The organism is Streptomyces sp. NBC_00572 (assembly GCF_026341815.1).
In the GTDB taxonomy this organism is placed as follows: Bacteria; Actinomycetota; Actinomycetes; order Streptomycetales; family Streptomycetaceae; genus Streptomyces.
Window position 1 is genome coordinate 5,533,963 of the sequence record NZ_JAPENX010000001.1, and the last position, 19,856, is coordinate 5,553,818.

Annotated in this window: 8 protein-coding genes; 4 read left to right on the top strand and 4 right to left on the bottom strand. The window is 70.0% G+C overall.

Annotation, left to right across the window (positions count from 1 at the left end; all coding sequences use genetic code 11):
* Positions 1 to 25: 25 nt before the first annotated feature.
* Both OG514_RS25355 and OG514_RS25360 read right to left on the bottom strand, forming a co-directional pair.
* A complete protein-coding gene (locus OG514_RS25355) occupies positions 26 to 1,618 on the bottom strand; it encodes an alpha/beta hydrolase (RefSeq protein ID WP_266898568.1) in 1,593 nt (530 codons plus the stop codon).
* 116 nt (positions 1,619 to 1,734) lie between these two features.
* A complete protein-coding gene (locus OG514_RS25360) occupies positions 1,735 to 2,766 on the bottom strand; it encodes an Rv2578c family radical SAM protein (protein WP_266898570.1) in 1,032 nt (343 codons plus the stop codon).
* Positions 2,767 to 2,913: 147 nt separating this feature from the next.
* Between OG514_RS25360 and OG514_RS25365 the strand changes: the two genes are divergently transcribed.
* Together OG514_RS25365 and OG514_RS25370 are read left to right on the top strand one after the other, a co-directional pair.
* On the top strand, positions 2,914 to 3,357 hold the full coding sequence (locus OG514_RS25365) for an SRPBCC family protein (protein ID WP_266898572.1): 444 nt from the start codon (positions 2,914 to 2,916) through the stop codon (positions 3,355 to 3,357).
* 253 nt (positions 3,358 to 3,610) lie between these two features.
* A complete protein-coding gene (locus OG514_RS25370) occupies positions 3,611 to 6,079 on the top strand; it encodes an MFS transporter (protein WP_266900958.1) in 2,469 nt (822 codons plus the stop codon).
* An 82-nt stretch (positions 6,080 to 6,161) separates the two neighbouring features.
* Here the strand turns inward: OG514_RS25370 and OG514_RS25375 are convergent, their stop codons facing one another.
* The gene (locus tag OG514_RS25375) at positions 6,162 to 9,347 is read right to left on the bottom strand and encodes a hypothetical protein (protein WP_266898574.1); all 3,186 of its coding nucleotides are present in this window, start codon (positions 9,345 to 9,347) and stop codon (positions 6,162 to 6,164) included.
* Positions 9,348 to 9,949: 602 nt separating this feature from the next.
* On the opposite strand from OG514_RS25375, the gene OG514_RS25380 reads away from it, so the two are divergent.
* Positions 9,950 to 17,962: a ricin-type beta-trefoil lectin domain protein gene (locus tag OG514_RS25380; protein ID WP_266898576.1), complete on the top strand. Its 8,013-nt coding sequence runs from the start codon at positions 9,950 to 9,952 to the stop codon at positions 17,960 to 17,962.
* Entirely contained in the window at positions 17,959 to 18,531 is a 573-nt protein-coding gene (locus OG514_RS25385) for a hypothetical protein (RefSeq protein WP_266898578.1), read from the top strand. The genes OG514_RS25380 and OG514_RS25385 overlap by 4 nt, the downstream gene beginning before the upstream one ends.
* 107 nt (positions 18,532 to 18,638) lie before the next feature.
* Here OG514_RS25385 and OG514_RS25390 read toward each other — a convergent pair whose 3' ends face one another.
* Positions 18,639 to 19,799: a hypothetical protein gene (locus OG514_RS25390; protein WP_266898580.1), complete on the bottom strand. Its 1,161-nt coding sequence runs from the start codon at positions 19,797 to 19,799 to the stop codon at positions 18,639 to 18,641.
* Positions 19,800 to 19,856 lie beyond the last annotated feature (57 nt).

Consider the following 19,856-nt stretch of genomic DNA (forward strand, 5'->3'; position numbering starts at 1 on the left):
GGCACGGTCGGTGGGCGGCCCGAGGTCAGCGCACGTGGCCGAGGAATCCGTGCAGGGTGGCACCGGCCGACTCGGCGAGGGGCGGCGCGGACCGCGTCAGCGGCTCGGCCTTCGGCTCAGGGAGCGTCGCGCAGACGGCGTCCACCTCGCCCTCGCCCTCGGCGCGCGGGACCTTGCCCGTGGCGAGATAGGTGGACAGGTGCCCGTCCATGCAGCCGTTCCCGCCGAGGGTGACCCCGTGGTTCCCGCCGCCCTCCTCGACGACCAGGCTGGAGCCGCGCATCAGCCGGTGCAGCGCGACCCCGCCCTCGTACGGCGTCGCCGCGTCGTCGGTGGCCTGGAGGATGAGGACCGGCGGCACCTGGTCGTTGGTGACGTCCGGCGGGGTCAGCGACTCCACCGGCCAGAACGCGCACGGCGCGTTGTACCAGGCGTTGTTCCAGGTGGAGAAGGGCGCCTTGGCGTGCACGTCCCAGTTGTCCTTGCGCCAGACGCTCCAGTCACGGGGCCAGGCCGCGTCCCGGCACTGCACGCTCGTGTAGACCGAGTAGCCGTTGTCGGCGGCCGCGTCGGCCTCCGCGTACCGCTCGTACGCCTCCTTCAGCGGCACCGCGTCCGCGTCGTTGACGTACGCCGAGAAGGCCTTCGCGAGGCGGGGCCAGTAGCCGTTGTAGTACGCGCCGGGCAGGAAGGTGTCCTCCAGCTCGCCCGGTCCCACCTTCTCGCCGGCCGGCTTCGCGCGCAGCGCGTCGCGCATCCGGTACCAGGCCGCCTCGACCGCCGCCGGGTCGGTGCCCAGCTTGTACACGGCGTTCTGCTGGGCCACCCAGGCCATGAAGTCCTTGTGGCGGGTGTCGAAGGCGTAGTCCTGCGCGATGTTGTCCTCGTACCAGACGCCGTGCGGGTTCACCACGGAGTCCAGCGCCATGCGCCGCACCCGGTCCGGGTGGAGCCGCGCGTACACCGCGCCCAGGTAGGTGCCGTACGAGTAGCCGAGGTAGTTGATCTTCTGTGCGCCGAGCGCGCGCCGGATCACGTCCATGTCCCGGGCGGTGCTCACGGTGTCGATGTACGGCAGCACGTCCGCGTACTTCTTGCCGCAGGCCGCGGCGAAGGCCTGTGCCCGCTCGATCGCGAGCCGCTCGCCCTTGGCGTCGCTCGGCACCGAGTCCTGGCGGACCGGGTCGAAGTGGCCGGGCTTGCAGTCGAGCGCGGGCTCGCTCTTGCCGACCCCGCGCGGGTCGAAGCCGATCACGTCGTACTCGGCGGCCACCTTCGGGGGCAGTGAGGACGCCACGTATCCGGCCATGCCGCGGCCGCTGCCGCCGGGCCCGCCCGGGTTCACGAGCAGCGGCCCCTGGAAGGTCTTCGCGGTGTGCGGGATCCGGGTGAGGGCGAGGGTGACGGTCCGGCCGGCCGGGTCGTCGTGGTTGAGCGGCACCCTGAGGGTGGCGCACTGGAGCTTCGGGTACGCCTCGGTGGCGCAGCCGGTCCAGGCGAGCGGGGGGAACGGGCGGGGGGCCGGTTCACCGGCGCCCGCGGGGGCGGCGGGCAGGACGGTGACCGTCCCGGCGACCAGCGCTCCTGCGGCGATCAGCATTCCTGCGCGTGGGGTCATAGGGCGTTTGTGTCCCGAACGGGCGTGGAGAGGACCTGTTTCGCCGAGAGTTGACCCGAACGGAGGGGGATCCGACGGCGTGTCAGGTGACCGGACCGATGATCGGAGGAGCGTGCTCAGAGGAGGGTGAGCTGCTCGGGGACGGCCGCGAGGGACGGCTCCTCCGGTACGGGCGTCCGCCGCGTCGCGCCGCGATGCGCGGGACCGATGCCGAACTCGGCGGCCAGTTCGTGCACCTGACGGGTGATCCGGCGCTGGTACCATGTGGGCGCGTAGGCCCCGTCCGCGTACATCCGCTTGTACCGCCCGACCAGGCCGGGGTGGTGGCGTCGCAGCCACTGCATGAACCACTCGCGGGCGCCCGGCCGCAGATGCAGGACGAGCGGGGTGACCGAACTCGCCCCGGCCTCGGCGATCGCGCGGACCGTGTCGCGCAGCTGCTCGGGCCGGTCGCCGAGGAAGGGCACCACGGGGGCCATCAGGACCCCGCAGTCGATGCCGTGCTCGCCGAGCGTGCGGACCACGTCGAGCCGGCGCTGCGGGGAGGGGGTGCCGGGTTCGATCGTGCGCCACAGCTCCTCGTCGGTGAAGCCGACGGAGACGGAGATGCCGACCTCGGTGACCCGGGCCGCCTGGGTGAGGAGCTCCAGGTCGCGCAGGATCAGCGTGCCCTTGGTGAGGATCGAGAAGGGGTTGGCCCGGTCCCGCAGGGCCGTGAGGATGCCCGGCATCAGACGGTAGCGGCCCTCGGCCCGCTGGTAGCAGTCGACGTTCGTGCCCATCGCGATGTGCGCGCCCTGCCAGCGGGCGGAGGCGAGCTGGCGGGCCAGCACCTCCGGGGCGTTGACCTTGACGACGATCTGGGAGTCGAAGCCGAGGCCGGTATCGAGGTCGAGATAGCTGTGGGTCTTGCGGGCGAAGCAGTACACACACGCGTGCGTGCAGCCCCGGTACGGGTTGACCGTCCATTCGAACGGCATCCGGGAGGCGCCCGGCACCCGGTTGAGGATCGAGCGGGCCCGTACCTCGTGGAAGGTGATGCCCCGGAACTCCGGGGTGTCGAAGGTCCGGGTGGTCACCGCGTCCGTACCGAAGAGGGCGACGTCGGCGGGAGCGGCAGGGGTGTCGCCCAGATTGTCCCAGCGCATGGACGCCTCCTCGATGGCTCTGCTTCGACCGTTCGGTCAGAATAGAACACCTGTTCCCTTGATCGTTGCAACCCGGATTTCGTGCCCCGGAGCCCACGTGGTTCTCTTGGCCCACACCCCTGAGGAACCACGAGCTGGAGGAAGTCAATGGCGCAGGTCGAGGCCACCACGGAACGGATCATCGCCGCGGACGCGGAGACGGTGTTCGACGCGCTGGCCGACTACAGCGGCACGCGCGCGAAGCTGCTCCCCGAGCACTTCAGCGAGTACGAGGTGCGCGAGGGCGGCGACGGCGAGGGCACCCTCGTCCACTGGAAGCTGCAGGCCACCAGCAAGCGCGTCCGCGACTGCCTCCTGGAGGTCACCGAGCCCACCGACGGGCAGCTCGTCGAGAAGGACCGCAACTCCTCCATGGTCACCACCTGGCTCGTGACCCCGGCCGGCGAGGGCAAGTCCAAGGCCGTCGTCACCACCGTCTGGGACGGTGCCACCGGCGTCGGCGGCTTCTTCGAGCGGACCTTCGCGCCCAAGGGCCTCGGCAGGATCTACGACGCCGTTCTCGCCAAGCTGGCGGACGAGGTCGAGAAGTAACGCCCGGAGCGTTCACCGATTCGAGTGGATCGCCCGCACCCCCGTAACGGCGCCCCCGTGCGCCGGGGGGCGCGGGCCTCCTCGTAAACGCGCTGATGAGCGACCCAAGTGCGCCGTGGCGCAGTGGCGTTCGGCTCACCGGACGCCACTGACCTCCCGGACCGCCCGACTTGCTCCCCCTTCGCGCCCAATGTGAAGAATGGCGCGGCGCAGACGCCGTGACGAGGGGAGCAGGTACGTGGGTGCGATCACGATGGCGAAAGCCGCCAAGGACGCGGCGGGCGCCGACGGCACGGAACCGCTCGCCGCGGGCGGCCCGCCCACCGACCTCGCCCCACCGCCCGACCCCGCACCGGCCGACCACCTCGACCCCCGCCGCGTCCGGCTCGTCTTCTGCGGCCTGATGCTCGCGCTGCTCCTCGCCGCGCTCGAGCAGATGATCGTCGCCACCGCCCTGCCGAAGATCGTCGGCGAACTCCAGGGCCTCGACCGGATGTCCTGGGCGATCACCGCCTACCTGCTGACCTCCACCATCGGCCTGCCGATCTACGGAAAGCTCGGCGACCTCCTCGGCCGCAAGGGCGTCTTCCTCTTCGCCATCGTCGTCTTCGTCATCGGCTCGGGCCTCGCCGGCTGGTCCCGCAGCATGGACGAACTCATCGCCTTCCGCGCGATCCAGGGCATCGGCGCAGGCGGCCTGATGATCGGCGTCCAGGCGATCATCGCCGACATCGTGCCCGCCCGGGAACGCGGCCGGTACATGGGCCTGATCGGCGCCGCCTTCGGCCTCGCCTCCGTCGCGGGACCCCTGCTCGGCGGCTTCTTCACCGACCACGTCTCCTGGCGCTGGTGTTTCTACTTCAACGTGCCCTTCGGGCTCGTCACCCTCGCCGTCGTCGCCGGCGTCCTCAAACTCCCCAAGCCCACGCCGCGCGGGCGCTTCGACGTCCTCGGCGCCCTGCTCCTCGCCGCGGCCTCCACCTGCCTGGTCCTGCTCACCAGTTGGGGCGGCACAGAGTACGCCTGGGACTCCCGCGTCGTCATCGCCCTCGCCTGCGGGGCCGCCGGAACCACCCTGCTCTTCCTGGTCGTCGAGCACCTCGCGCCCGAACCCCTCATCCCGCTCCGGCTGTTCCGCGACTCCGTCTTCACCCTGACCGCCCTCGTCGGCGCCGTCGTCGGCATCGCGCTCTTCGGCGCCGCCAGCTACCTCCCCAGCTTCCTGCAGATGGTCGAGGGCGCCACCGCCACCGAGTCCGGCCTCCTGATGCTGCCCCTCATGGGCGGCATCGTCATCGCCTCCGTCGTCTCCGGCCAGCTCATCAGCCGCACCGGCCACTACAAGATCTACCCGCTGCTCGGCGGGGCCCTCTCCGTCCTCGGCATGTGGCTGCTCTCCCACCTGGACGCCGACACCCCGCGCCTCCAGCTCAGCCTCTGGCAGGCCGTACTCGGCACCGGCATCGGCCTGGTCATGCCGGTGCTCGTCCTCGCCGTGCAGAACTCCGTACGCCCCACCGACCTCGGCACCGCCACCAGCGCCCACAACTACTTCCGTCAGATCGGCGGCAGCGTCGGCGCCGCCGTCTTCGGCACCCTCTTCGCCTCCCGGCTCGACGACGCCCTCGGCGACCGGCTCTCCGGCGTCCTCTCCGGCGGCGCGACCTCCCTGCCTCCCGCCGAGTCGATCACCCCGCAGACGGTGCACACCCTGCCGCCCGCCGTCCGCGACGCCTACATCCAGGCGTACGCGGACGCGATGCCGCGGATCTTCCTCTACCTCGTGCCGGTCCTCGTGCTCGGCCTCGTCCTCGCCTTCTTCCTCAAGGAGAAACCGCTGGTGACCCACCACAGCCCCACCACCGAGGCCACCGGAGCCGACGAGTTCGGCGGCGTCCAGGCCGTCCCGCACGCCCGGCACGCGGCCCCCGTGTCCGCCCCCGCGTCCTTCGCCCCGCCGCACTCCGGGCTTCCCGTCTGCGGCACCGTCCAGCACCACGACGGCAGCCGCGTCCCCCGGGCCGCCCTCACCCTCATCGACGTCCAGGGCCGGCAGATCGGCCGGGGCGCCAGCGGCGAGGACGGGCGGTACGCGCTCAGCGTCCCCGGCGGCGGCGCGTACGTCCTCATCGCGGCGGCCGGCGGACACCAGCCCCAGGCCGTCTCCGTGACCGTCGGCGACCGGCCCGTCGAACTCGACGTCGTCCTCGGCGGGGCCGGGCGGCTCGCGGGCAGCGTCGTCACCGCCGACGGGACGCCCGTACGGGACGCGGCCGTCACGCTCACCGACGTACGCGGCGAGGTCGTCGCCTCCACCCGCAGCGGTCGCGAGGGCGGGTACGTCATCTCCGAACTGGTCGCCGGCGAGTACACGCTCGCCGCCAGCGCCCCCGCCTTCCGGCCCGCCGCGCTCCCGGTGAGCGTCCAGGCCTCCCGCGAGACCCGCCAGGACATCGAACTCGCCGGCGGGGCGGTGCTGCGCGGCACGGTACGGGCCGGGGGCGGGCGCCCGGTGGAGGACGCCCGCGTCACCCTGCTCGACGCCGCGGGCAACGTCGTCGACACCCTCACCACCGGCGCCGACGGCACCTTCCGCTTCGTGGACCTGTCCTCCGGCGAGTACACCGTCATCGCCGCCGGCTACCCGCCCGTCGCGACCGTTCTCCAGATGGCCGGCGGAGGCCGCACCGAGCGCGACCTCCAGCTCGGACACCAGGACTGACCGGCTCGTGCCAAAGACCGAGCCCCGGTCGCCTGCTGCGAGGCAGACGGCCGGGGCTCGGGATCAGCGGACGGGGGCGGGATCAGCCCAAGGCACGGATGCCCCGCCAGTCGACGCCCAGGACGGTCCTGGCCGGAGCGTTGGTGTTGGTGGTGGAGGGGTAGTAGAGCTTGACGTTGCCGGTGTCACCGAAGCGGGCCCAGATGTCGGGCACGCCGTCCTTGTTGACATCGGGGATGCCGATCGCGGACATGACGTTGGCCTCGGTCCACGTCGTGCCGAACGCGACGTCACCGTTGAGCGAGTTGACCGCCACCTTGATCGACTCCAGGTCGATGCTGCCGGCGCCGCCCGTACCGGGCTTGCCGTGGCGGACGTACATGTTGCCGTTGTCCAGGTTGCGCCACAGCAGGTCGGGCGTGCTGTCCTTGTTCATGTCCGCGATGTTGACGATGTCACGGCGGGCCCATGCGGTGCCCTCCATCAGCGTCGCGGTCTGGAAGGTGGCGCCGGTGTAGCCGGACAGCACCCAGAACGCCGGCCCGGCCCGCAGGGCCAGATCGGGCAGCTTGTCGCCGGTGATGTCGCCGATCGCCTTCAGCTGCGTCCAGGTGGACGGCGCGGGGGCGTTGGCCGGCAGGCGGACCTCGATCCGCTCGTCGACGTTGAAGCTGCCGTAGCCGTCACCCGGGTAGATCCAGAATCGCTTGTCCGGGGTGACCGCGAACAGGTCGGTCGAACCGTCGCCCGGGTACGTGTCGTTGTAGTGCGCGATCAGCGACGCGGTGCCGGCCGTGTCGATCCAGTGGTTCGGCGGGTCGACCTTCTTGTCCTTGGTCACGTACGAGGCGGCCAGGCAGCTGTACAGCTCGCCGCCGGTGCCGGCGACCGCCGGGTCGGCGGGCGCACCCACACAGTTCTTCAGCTTGCCGTCCGGGTAGAGCACCAGCAGGTCGGCGATGTCGTCGCCACCGGTGTCCATCGGACCGTCGGCGCGGTCGCGCGGCGGCAGGTAGAAGGAGTAGTCGCCCTTGATGCTCTGATTGCCGTTGACGTCGTAGGCGTAGACGTACAGGGCGGTCGGACCCGCGTGCCGGGGACGGACGTCGGGGAGGGTGATCTTGCCGTTCGTGGGAGGCGGCGTCTCGATGAGACTCTCGCCCTCGAAGGCGTACTTGAACTTGGTCGCGCCGGCGGCACTGAAGGTGAAGTCACCCGAGGTGCCGTACTTGACCTTGGCCCAGGTCTTGCCGTCGGGCGTGGCCTCGGTGAACACGGTGCTGGTGATGTCCGGCTGCGGTGGTGCGGTCGGGTCCACGGTGATCCGGCACGGCTCGTCGCCGAGCGGGAAGAACGTGGAGACCGCTCCCGCCGCGTCCTCGGCGCGAACGTCCCAGGAGAAGAGGGTGTTGCCCGTGAGGCCCGTCAGCAGCGCGTTGTCGGCCTGGATGACCATCTGGCCGTAGCCGGTGGAGTCCGCGGTGGCGAGGTACTCGGTCTTGGTGGCCGCGCCGGACTTCCAGAAACGGAACCGCAGCTTGGGAATGGTGTCGTCCGCGTCGTAGCCCTTGGCCCTCAGGGTGATGGTGGTCCGGCCGATGGTGACGCTGTTGGTCGGTCCGGGCACACACGCGCCGCCCGGTGAGGACGTGCCGTTGGTCGGCTGGGAGGGGGCACGGTTGAAGTCACCCTCCACGACGGCGGACGTCGCGAGGAACTTGCGCCAGGTCTGGGTGTCGCCCTCGCTGGTGGCCCGCATGCCGAAGGTGAGGGTCGAGGCGCCCGCGTCCGCGCTCTTCTGGACGCCCGCCAGCACGTTGAACGCCTCGTACGCGTCAGGGCAGCCGCTTGAGGACCAGCCGTGGGCGAAGGACTGCCAGTCCAGCTTCGTCGACCAGCTCGGCTGGGCGTTCCAGGTCGTACCGGACGAGATGGAGCCGGTCTGCCAGAACTGGAACTCACGCGCGGTGCAGGACCAGGAGTGGTTGTTCTTGACCTTGAAGGTGGCCCGGGTGAACTTGGCGCCCTCGTAGCTGGAGGAGAACTTCATCCGCCAGAAGGAGCGGCCGAGGCCGCCGGTGTCGCTCTCGTAGCCGACGCGGGCGTCGGAGGTGCCGGAGGAGAAGTTCGTGCCGTTCCAGAAGCTGGAGCTCGGGTACTTCTTGTACGCGGTCGTCCAGGCCGCCCAGCCGCTGTTGAGCGGCGGGTCGATGAAGACCGGGTACTTCGTGTCCGGGTGGTCGAGGAGGCCGGTCCGGCCCAGGCCCAGGTTCAGGGTGGCCGTACCGGTGTCGTCGCCGTCGAGCGCGATCGGGAGCTGCGCGGAGCGCGCGCCCGGCTCGATGCCCGTCAGACCCGACAGCTTCAGTACGTCGGCGGGGGCGGCGACCGAGGTGCGCTGAGGGGTGCCCGGCCGAAGCTCGGGGTCCCGGCCGCTGGAGTCCCAGGCGAAGGGGGTCGGGATGGTGCCGACCTCCGTGCCCGTCTTGTCGAGGACCTGGATCCGGTTGGCCTTCGCGTCCTGACGGAAGACCGCGGTCTTCGACCGCAGGCCGTAGGAGACGGTCGCGAGGTCCTTGTTCCGGGCGGCCTCGCGGTTCTTGACGATCAGAAGCTGGCCGAAGCCGCCCTCCTCACGCGCCACGAGGAGCAGGTCGACGCCGGGAAACACCTCGGAGTAGAGGGCCCGCGGGCCGTCCAGCACCGGCTTCGGCAGGGCGCCGGGCCAGGTGTAGGCGATGGTGTGGCCGCCGAGGTCGACCTCGGCGAGGACGGACGCGTCGCCCGCGCCCTCGGCGAGCGGCAGACGGGCGAACGAGCGGTCGGCGCGATCCTCGCCGGAGGTGCCCCCGGAGAAGCGGACGGGCACGGCCGGGTTGACCGGGCGGACGGCCAGAGCGCCGGCCTTCTCCGTCCGGCGCAGGGTGTTGTCGATGGGCGCCCACTTGCCCTGGGCGTTCTTCGCGCGCTGGGGCAGCGCGTGGATCTGGGTGCGCATCTGGCCGTTGGGCAGCGCCCAGATCAGCTCGGTGGCGGTGGTCGCCGTGTCGACGAGCACCTTCTTGCCGGTGCGCTTGGCCTCGGCCGCGGCAGCGGCCTCGTCCTTCGGCCCGGTCGACGCCTGCTTGGCATCCGTGCGGGGGGAGTTGGGCGAGCTGGGGGAGCTGGCGGTCGGAGGCGTGCTCGGCTGCCACCAGGGCAGGAGCGCGGCGGTGAGTGCGGCCAGGACGAGGCCGAGGGTGAGTGTCAGCCGTGTGCGCGTGCGCACGAACGGGCTGAGAAGACGAGGCGGCGCGGGCACGGCGGTCTACTCCCGTGGGACCAGAGGGATTTTCGGACAGCGCAGACAGCGCCCCGACGGACCGTCCGTGGGGCACAAGGCGCGCACACGATCACACGTTCGCCACGTGAGGTCCATATCTGAAGACTTAATTAAGGTGTTATACATCCTGCGATGCGAACCTGCCGACGTGTCATTCAGTCCTGGTTCGAGCCTTTCTGACGCCGCTTTAGGTCTGAATGCGTTCGGCGTCTGATCTGTCGCGAAGATCGGCAGTGTGAGCTTCTGTTTGCGACTGCACCGTGGCGAATCTCACTTTCGGGGCAGCCTCGACCGCTTGGGAGATCTTGAAAATGGAGCGCACATGACACAGAGTGCGCACGCACGCGCCTGATCCAGGCGCGTGCTCTTTGGTGTTTCCGCACCTCCTCCGTTGTCTTGTTCGTCTGGGTGGGAGTCGACGCGTGATGCGTGCTTCAGAACCACTGTCATGGTCAGGGCGAAATCGCCTTGCCATGACGGAGTCACAACGACGGCGCCGTCGGCGAAGCCGCACGGCGACCGTCCTTCTTTTGTCATCGGTATTGACGGTGACGAGCCTGGGCGGGCAGGCCCTGGCCGTTCCCGGCGACGGGATGAGCCGTGAGCAGACGACCTCCCAGGTCGACCTGCCGGACATCCCGGAGAGCACCGCGCTCGCCGACGACACCGGCGCCGACAAGGCGCTGAGCCTCGGGGACGAGCAGAAGGTCGTCCCGTACGCGCCGGAGAGCGTCTCCCCGTGGGCGGAGGATGCCGGCAAGGCGCCGCTGACGGCGCAGACCCAGCCCGGCACCACGGTCCCCGTGGTGAACGAGACCACGTCGGTCGGTCTGCCGGTCGCGGTCGGCGTGCCGCTCGGTCAGGACCCGACGATGGTCGACGGTGACTGGCAGGTCGCGGTCAAGTCGACCACCACGTCGGAGGACACGGGCGTCCCGGGCATGATCCTCGAGGTCATTCCGCCGGCGGACGCCGATCCGGCCGCGCAGGTCACGCTCGAGGTCGACACCACCGGATTCGCCGACCGCTACGGCCCCCAGGCCGCCGAGCGCTTCGGCCTGGTCCTGCTGCCGAACTGTGTCATCGACTCCCCGGACTCCGGTGACTGCGCCCCGGACACCGGCGTGGAGACCATGTCCGGCACGACCGAGGTCGCCGACGACATCGAGCGGCTGCGGTCCACGGTCAAGGAGGTGCCGGCCGCCAAGGCCCCCACCAAGGTCAAGCTCAAGAAGAACGCGCCCACCCGCACGATCCTTTCCGGATCGGTGCCGGTCGCGAACCTGCTCGAGGACGGCGCCGCCCGCTCGAAGGTCTCCGGCGTCTCGGCCCGGCAGGTCGCCCTCCCGGCCGTCGACTCCTCCGGCCGCCAGGTCGTCGGCGCGATGGACACCGGCGCCTCGGCGAACGGCGACTTCACCGCCTCGCCGCTGCTGTCCGCCGGCTCCTGGGCCGCGGGCTCGTCGAACGGTGCCTTCACCTACGGCTACCAGGTGCAGGTCCCGGAGGCCGCCGGCGGTCTGACCCCGAAGGTCAGCCTGGGCTACTCGTCGCAGACGGTCGACGGCCGTACCTCGGCGTCCAACAACCAGGCCTCCTGGATCGGTGACGGCTGGGACTACAACCCGGGCTCCATCAGCCGGACGTACGTCAACTGCCGCCAGGACTCCAAGAAGGCCGGGTCGAACAACGCGACCCACAAGACCGCCGACCTGTGCTGGGGCTCGGAGAACGCCACCCTGTCGCTGGGAGGCATGACCACCGAGCTGGTGTGGGACGAGACCAAGCAGAAGTGGTTCAGCGCCAACGGTGACGGCTCGAAGATCGAGCGGTTCAAGGACACGTCCAAGGACCTGCGTTCGGGCATGAAGGACGCCGACGGCGAGTACTGGGTCGTCACCACCAGGGACGGCACGAAGTACCACTTCGGCCTGAACAAGCTCCCGGGCTGGTCGGACAACGGCCCCGACGTCGCCGACGACCCGTACACCGACTCCGTGCTCGCGGTGCCGGTCTACGGCAACCACCCGGGCGAGCCCTGCTACAAGGGCTCGACCACCACCGACTGGAAGGCCTCCGCCTGCAACCAGGCCTGGCAGTGGAACCTCGACTACGTCGAGGACGTCCACGGCAACGCCATGTCGCTGTGGTGGGCGCGCGAGAAGAACTACTACGCGAAGAACTTCTACTTCAAGGGCCCGGTCGAGTACCACCGCGGCGGCTACCTGAAGCACATCGACTACGGCCAGCGCAAGGACACCGTCTTCAGCGCCACGGCCCCGGGCCGCGTGCGCTTCACCGTCGACGAGCGCTGCTACAACGAGGGCGCGCTGACCTGCAGCGACGAGAACTTCACGTCGAGCGACCCGGGCAAGTACCGCATCTGGTACGACACCCCCGCCGACCTGCGGTGCCAGGCGGTCACCGCGACGGACAAGAAGAAGTGCTGGAACGCCGGCCCGACCTTCTGGTCCACCAAGCGCCTGGACAAGATCATCACCTCGGCCCAGCGCCGCACCGACACCACCGCGCGCCAGGACGTCGACCAGTACCAGCTCACCCAGAAGTTCCCCGTCCTCAAGACCGGCCCGAACACGGCCCTGTGGCTGGAGTCCATCCAGCGCACCGGCTACGCCCGCAACGGCTCGACGGACGCCTCGGTCGAGCTCAACCCGATCCGGTTCGAGTCCAACGAGGAGGAGATGCCGAACCGCGTCCTGCTGCGCAAGACGGAAGGGGCGGAGAAGGGCGACCCGATCGACCCGCGCCCCGGCTTCGCCAGGCTGCGCATCGGTCGCGTCATCAACGAGTACGGCGGCGAGACCGTCGTCACCTACAAGATGCCGACCTGGGGCGACGCGGCGGACGGCTGCGCCAGCAGGACGGGCCTGCCCGGCAAGACGGACACCGCCGCTCTGAAGGCCAACACGCGTCTGTGCTACCCGATGTACTGGCACCCGGACGCCGAGGTCGAGGACATCGACTGGTTCCACAAGTACGTGGTCGACTCCATCGAGGAGCTGCCGAACGTCGACGGCTCGTACTCCACGCGGACGTCGTACGACTACAAGAACGCCGGCTGGAAGCTCGCCGAGGCGGAGTTCAGCAAGAAGTCCACGCGCACGTACTCGCAGTTCGCGGGCTTCGAGCAGACCGCCGTCGTCACGGGCGAGCGGAAGGTCGCCGCCGACAACGGCGAGGGTTCCACCCCGGGCGAGGACACGCCGGGGACAGAGGGACCGAAGACCAAGGCGGTCACCCGCTTCTACCGGGGCATGGGCGACACCGTCCCGATGAAGAACATCGCGGGCGCCACCCTCACCCACGACGGTGCGACGGTCTACGACCGTGAGGCCTTCGCCGGCCGAATATCCGAGGAGTTCAGCTACTCCGACGCGACCGACGCCGACGGCGACTGGCTCACCCGCAGCCTCACCGTCCCCGAGGCCACCGAGCTCGCCAGCCGTACCCGCGGCGACGGCCTCGACCCGCTGAAGGCGTGGCGGGTCACCGAGCCCGAGGAGATCGCGTACACGAAGTCGTCGGGCACGGGTGACGACACCCGCACCCTGCGGAGCGTCCGCACCAGGACGACGTTCGACTCCACCCACGGTCTGCCCACACAGGTGGAGTCGTTCGGCGACGCCGACCCCACCAAGACCGGTGACGAGTCCTGCACCAAGCTTGAGTACCTGCACAACACGACCAAGAACATCATCGGTCTGACCAAGCAGGTCCTCGTCTCGCCCACGGCGTGTGCCGACGCGAACTGGGCCGATCTCAAGACGCTGACCGCCGGGTCACGGACCTCGTACGACAACACGGCGTACGGCACGGCGCTCGCCGACACCACCCGTGGTATGGCCACCGAGACGTGGTCCCTGAAGGCGGACGGCACCGGCTTCCAGACCGGCGGCACCGTCGTCTTCGACGCCATGGGCCGTGTCACCAAGCAGATCGACCAGGACAAGAAGGAGTCCTCGATCGCCTTCGACCCGCCGACGGGTCAGGTGTTCAAGATCACCCAGACGAATCCGCTGGGCCACACCCAGGTCCAGGAGGTGGAGCCGGGCCGCGCGGTCACGCTGAAGACGACCGATGCCAACGGCCACGTCAGCCAGGCGAGCTTCGACCCGCTGGGCCGTCTCGCCGAGGCCTGGGCCCCCGGCCGGGCACCGGGTGGGGGCAACGTACCGGACTTCAAGGCCGAGTACGTGACTCCGGACGAGGAGCCCGACCCGGACGACCCGAACGGCGGCACGCTCCGCAAGCCCCCGTACATCACGACCTACAGCCGCGGCTACGAGAACCGGATCGAGAAGTCCGTCACGATCTACGACGGTCTCGGCCGCGAGCGCCAGTCGCAGGAGGAGGCGGACGGCGGTGGCCGTCTGATCACCGACACGCTGTACAACAGTGCCGGTGAGGTCTACCAGACCAACAACGCCTACCTCAACGAGGACACCCCGAGCGGCGAGCTGTTCAGCCCGCGCGCCGACACCACGGTCCCGAACATCACCCGGTACAAGTACGACGGCCTCGGCCGTGTGCTCGAGGAGATGCCGGTCCTCAAGGTGAAGGCCCCCGGGACCACCGAGGCCATCTCGCAGGAGGTGCCCGAGAAGGCGACCCGCTACCAGTACGGAGCCGACTGGTCGAAGGTGATCCACCCGCAGGGCGCCTCGGCCTACAAGGTCTACACCGACGCCCTCGGCCGCACCGTCCGCACGGACACCACCAACCCGGCGGCGCCCGACGGCTACACGTCGACGCGCTACACGTACGACAGCCGCGGTCAGCTGACCAAGGCGACGAGCTCGGTCGACCCGACCCACCCGTGGTCGTGGACGTTCGACATGCGTGGCCGGATGGAGACCGCGACCGACCCGGACACGGGCACCACGCGGATGACGTACGACGACCGTGACCGGCCCCTGACCACGACCGACGCGCGTGGCGTGACGATCTGGAACGGATACGACGAGCTGTCCCGGCCCAAGGAGCAGCGCCTGAGCGGCTCCACGGGCACGCTGCTCGCCGGCTTCTCGTACGACTCCGTCGCCGGCGGCAAGGGCATGCCCGCCTCCGCCACCCGGTACACCGACGGCCTGGCGTACACCCAGAAGGTCAACGGCTACACGACGGACTACCAGCCGACCTCGACGACGCTGTCCCTGCCCTCTTCGGTGGCCGGCACGTGGGGCATCCCCGCGGACTACCAGTACGACTACAAGTTCTCCGACAACGGCATGCTGGAGGAGGCGCACCTTCCCAAGGCCGGCAAGTTCGACCCGGAGAAGCTGGTCATCCGTTACAACAAGGACGGCAACCCGCTCTCGATCTCCGGCAAGGACTGGTACGGCTCGGAGACGGTCTACTCGCCCTACGGCCAGGTCATGCGCTCGACCATGGGCGCGGTGCCGTACCGGGTGTGGGCACAGAACTCGTACGACGAGTCCACCGGCGAGCTCCAGAACCAGATGGTCTACCGGGAGCAGACGGTCGGTGCCGGTCCGGTCGAGGGCAACCTGGTCTCGAAGCGCGAGTACGCCTACGACCCCGCGGGCAACGTCACGGGCATCCGTGAGCACGCCACCGGGATCGAGGAGCGGCAGTGCTTCACGTACGACCCGCTGGGTGAGCTGAAGACCGCCTGGACCTCCAAGGACCAGGAGAACTGCACCGCTCCGAAGAACGCGGACGGCACGCTCAACGTCGCCGCGGGCAAGGACACCTCCGGCTACTGGCAGGAGTACGAGTACGACCTCCTCGGCAACCGCACCAAGCTGGTCGAGAAGGACCTGACCGGCGCCACGGCCAAGGACGCGACCACCACGTACGAGTACGGTGTGGGCGCGGCCAAGAGCCAGCCGCACACGCTCACCAAGGTCTCCAAGACCTACACCACCCCCGCGGGTGCGCAGGTCAAGGCCGAGGCCGAGCGCCTGTACGAGCTCACGGGTCAGACGAAGTCCGTCACCTCGCTCGACAACGGTGACAAGCAGACGCTGACCTGGACGCCGGACGGCAAGGTCGACCGGATCACCGGTGCGGGCGCCGGCGGCAAGACCCCTTACATGGGCCTGGCCGACAAGTGCTTCGACCTCAAGAGCGGAATCCCGGCCGCGGCACAGGCGGTCCAGCTGTACACCTGCAACGCCTCCGCGGCGCAGAGCTGGAAGTTCACCCCCACCCCGAGCACGCCGACGACTCCGCAGATCGACGCCAACCGGGGCGCGCTGTCGGTGCTCGACGACTGGTGCGTCCAGCCGGCAGCCAACACTCTCGGGTCCGCGGTACAGGTCCAGAAGTGCGCCGCCACCCCCGCGGCCGCCGCGGCGCAGGAGCTGAGGCGCAACGCCGCCGGCCAGCTGACGCACATCGCGTCCAACCTGTGCCTGGCGGTGCAGGGTGCCAACTCGGCCAGCGGCACAGCGATCGTCCTGGCCACGTGCGACGGAGCCTCCGCCGCACAGCTGTGGGCGCCGCAGAACGACACCCGTCACATCTACGGTCCCGGTGGCGAGCGTCTGCTCACCATCAACGGCAAGACGGCCACCCTGAACCTGGGTGACACGGAGGTCACCGTCCAGCAGGGCGGCGTCCTGGTCAACTCGCAGCGCACCTACACCACCCCCAGTGGCTCGGTCATGCGCTACGCCTACGGCACCGCTGCGGACCGGCTGGTCGCTCTGACCACGGACCACCAGGGTTCCACCTACACCGAGGTCGCGCTGAGCGCCTCGATGGACGTGCGGATCCGCAAGCAGGACGCGTTCGGCAACCAGCGCGGTGCCGGCACGGTCGGCGCCAACATGCAGGCGCACACCGGGTTCCTCAACAAGACCCGGGACGACGCCTCCGGCTACACGCTGCTGGGCGCCCGACTCTACGACCCGGTGGTCGGACGATTCCTGTCCGCCGACCCGCAGATGGATCTGAACGACCCGCTGCAGGCCAACGGGTACGTCTACGCGCACAACAACCCGGTCACCCACGCGGACCCGACCGGTGAGGCGATCACCCTGACCGCCTCGGAGAAGGCAGCGGCCCTCCTGGGCGCGGGTCTGTCCGCGGCGCAGGTCGCGCAGGCGCAGTCCACCTCGGGCAAGTCACTGACCTCGGTGATCCTCGCCGCGGCCTGGAGCGTCCTGAGCGACTTCATCGGCCTCACCGACGCCATGGCCTGCTTCGGCGGTGACATGTGGTCCTGCGGCAGCCTGATCATCGGGGCGATCCCGTGGACCAAGCTGGGCAAGATCCCTTCCGTCCTGAGGGCGGTCGACCGCACGATCAACGCCATCCAGGCGTTCAAGAAGGCGAAGGCGGCCGCGGAAGCCGTCCTCAAGGCGGCCAAGGCGGCCGAGGCCGCGGCTCTGAGAGCCAAGAAGATCGCCATCGAGAAGGCGAAGAAGGAGGCCGCGCAACGGGCCAAGAAGAAGGCAGCCGAGGCCGCCAAACGGAAGGCCGAAGCGGCGGCGGCCGCCAAGAAGAAGACCGGTAACCCGGCTCAGAAGAGCTCCCAGGCCAAGGCCGCTCCCAAGTCCTCCTCGCAGGCGGGCGGAGGCAAGGGGGGCAAGTCCGGCGGGTCCAAGCCGGGCGGAAGCTCCGGCGGTTCCTCCCGCAGCAACGGTGGATCCAGCGGCGGCGGCGGCTCCGGCAAGGCCGGCTGCAACAGCTTCGTGCCCGGCACGAAGGTGCTGATGGCCGACGGCTCCACCAAGCCGATCGAGAAGGTCAGGACCGGCGACAAGGTCCTCGCGACCGACCCCGACTCCGGTCAGACCCGGGTCGAGACGGTCACCGCGGAGATCACGGGCCAGGGCCTCAAGCACCTCGTCAAGATCACCGTCGACACCGACGGCAAGGCCGGATCGAAGACGGCCCAGGTCACCGCGACCGAAGGCCACCCGTTCTGGGTGCCCGCACTCCGTGCCTGGCTCAAGGCCACCGACCTGACGTCGGGCCAGTGGCTGCAGACCAGCGCCGGAACCCGGGTCCAGATCACCGGCATCGAGCGCAGGACCGCCCAGGCGGCCACGGTTCACAACCTGACGGTCTCCGACCTCCACACGTACTACGTGATGGCGTCGGGCACCTCGCTCCTCAACCACAACGACAGCTGCCCGACCGGTGGCGAGGAAGTCGACCCGTACTCGCCGGAGCTCACGGAGAAGCGCCAGGCGGAGAACGCGCAGAACTGGTCCGAGATCCCGGGTGACGTTCACGCGACCGTGAACCGTGTGGAGAGCGGTCGGCAGGCTCAGCGGGTCAACAACAACGGTCTCGACTGGTACGACGCCCGCAGGGTGCGAAACGGTGTGACCACCTACAACACCAACAACCCGTGGTACGACGCGACGGTGTACACCGTCCTGGACAGGCGAGGCAGGGACACCCTGAACCGCGTTCTCGTCCGCTCCGACGGCGTCGTCGGGTACGTCCTGGGCCACAATTACAATACGGTCCACGAATACGGATATGCCGGGCGCCTGCCAGGCAGGTGGAACCAGCCAGGATCCGGTTGGTACGCGAGTCATGGAGGTGGGTCTCCCCGATGAAGCCGCCGGCCGCAGTGGACTCACTGGCCGCAGCGGGTCTGTCGCTCGTCGACGGATGGACCGAGCCCGATGGGCTTATTCCGCCCGCCGTCACCGGCCAGGCCGCGAGCTGCCCGCCTTCGGACGGGCGCGTCGAAGCCATGCTGGACGTCCTTGAGCCGCAGCTGCACGAGAGGGCGAACGCCGACTGGTACCGGCTGGCGGTCGAAGGAGGGCTCTTCTCCGAGACCGACCGAAGGTTCCTGCTCGCGCTGGACACCGCGGACGACGACGGCTTGCAGTGGTTCTGCGTCGAGCTGCAGAGCGAATGGGACATCATGGGCGCGGGAGCCGCCGGGCCACTCGGCAGCGCCCCCTGCCGTCCCGAGTTCCGCATGCTCTCGCTCGACGGGAACGTGCTGCTCTTCGCGACGACGTGGGAGCACGAGATCAGCACCTCGGTGCTGAAGGCGCCGCATCGTTCGCGGGTGCTCCGGGAGTGGGCCGAGGATCTGGCGGCCGGATTCCTGGACTATCCGGACGAGCCCCCGCTGAGCCCGGCGGCACGCCGCTGGCTCGACGCTCACTAGGAGCGTGGCCGGGCCGGTCGTACCGGCCCGGCCGCATGCGAAGCAGTAGGGGAGCCCCGACCGAGACATCGGTCGGGGCTCCCCTTTTCAGGACTGAGCCGTTGCCCTCAGGGAGTGGTCGTCGCCTTGCGCAGCGCGCTGATGCAGGTGCCGATCGCCTCCTGGAGGGCTTCGAGGCGCTGGAGCATGTCCGCCTCGTAGATGTCCTCCTCCATGACCTCGTCCAGGGTCAGCTCCTCGAAGACCTTCGTCGCCTTCTGCAGGCTGTTGTAGAACTTGGTCCGCCGCTCCTGGACCCGCAGCGCCGGATCCTCCTCGACCGCCTTGGCGACCAGGCCCTTGACGGTGTCGTACGCCTCGCCGGCCCACTCGCCGGCCTCCTCCGAGTCGTCGAGCTCGTCGAGGAGCGACAGATGCCGCTCCGCCTCGGCCCGCAGCTCGGCCGGCGCGTCCACGGTCTGCCCGGCCGGGGTCTTGATCTGACCGTTCTCGACGATCTGGCGCACGTACCCGATCCGGTCGGCCGCCTTCGCCTCGCTCGCCACCGCCTTCTTCAGATCGTCGGTCCGCGCGAAGGCGCGGGCCATCTCGGTCTGAAGGGCCGGGTCCTCCTTCATGCGGTCGAGGAGCGCGCCGCGCGCCGCCTCCGCCGTCCCCGGGTCGGCGAGGATCGCGGCCCGCAGCGCCGTCGGGTTCTCCGCGACCTCAAGCGCCTTCGTCGGCCGGATACCCTCCGCCTCGGCCGCCGCGCTGATCGCCTGACCGCGCACCGACGAGGCACTGTTGCGGGAGGTGTAGTACGAGAGCCAGACGTCCGCGTCGGGCAGCTCGACGTCCTCACCCGGCACGAGCACCTCGAACTGCGGGACGAGACCGTCGTCGGCCGCCATGTCCCAGGCCTTGTAGTAGCGCATGACCCGCTCCGGCGAGCACCCCGCGAGCTCCGCGAACGCCTTCGCCGACACCTTCGTCGCGGCCGTCCCCTCGGCGGGCTGGCCGCCGGGCCGGACACTGCGTGCCACCTTGAGGGCGAAGGCCCAGCCGCCGGTCCGCGCGTAGACCCCGAAGTCCAGGGCGTCACGGACGACGACGGGGTCGAGGTCGGCGGCGGCGCCGGGGCCGAGGTCGTCGGCGGGCTCGTCGGAGGGCTCGTCGACGGGAGCCTCGGCGGCCGGCGACTCGGGCTGCTGGACCCAGAACCCCTCCGACGTGTCGGCGGGCGCGGGGACGGCGGGGGTGGTGTCGGACGGGTCGAGGGCGATGGTCACCGAGAGCACTCCGGAGGTCGGGTACGAGAACTGCGGCCGACAGCCTATACGCACCCC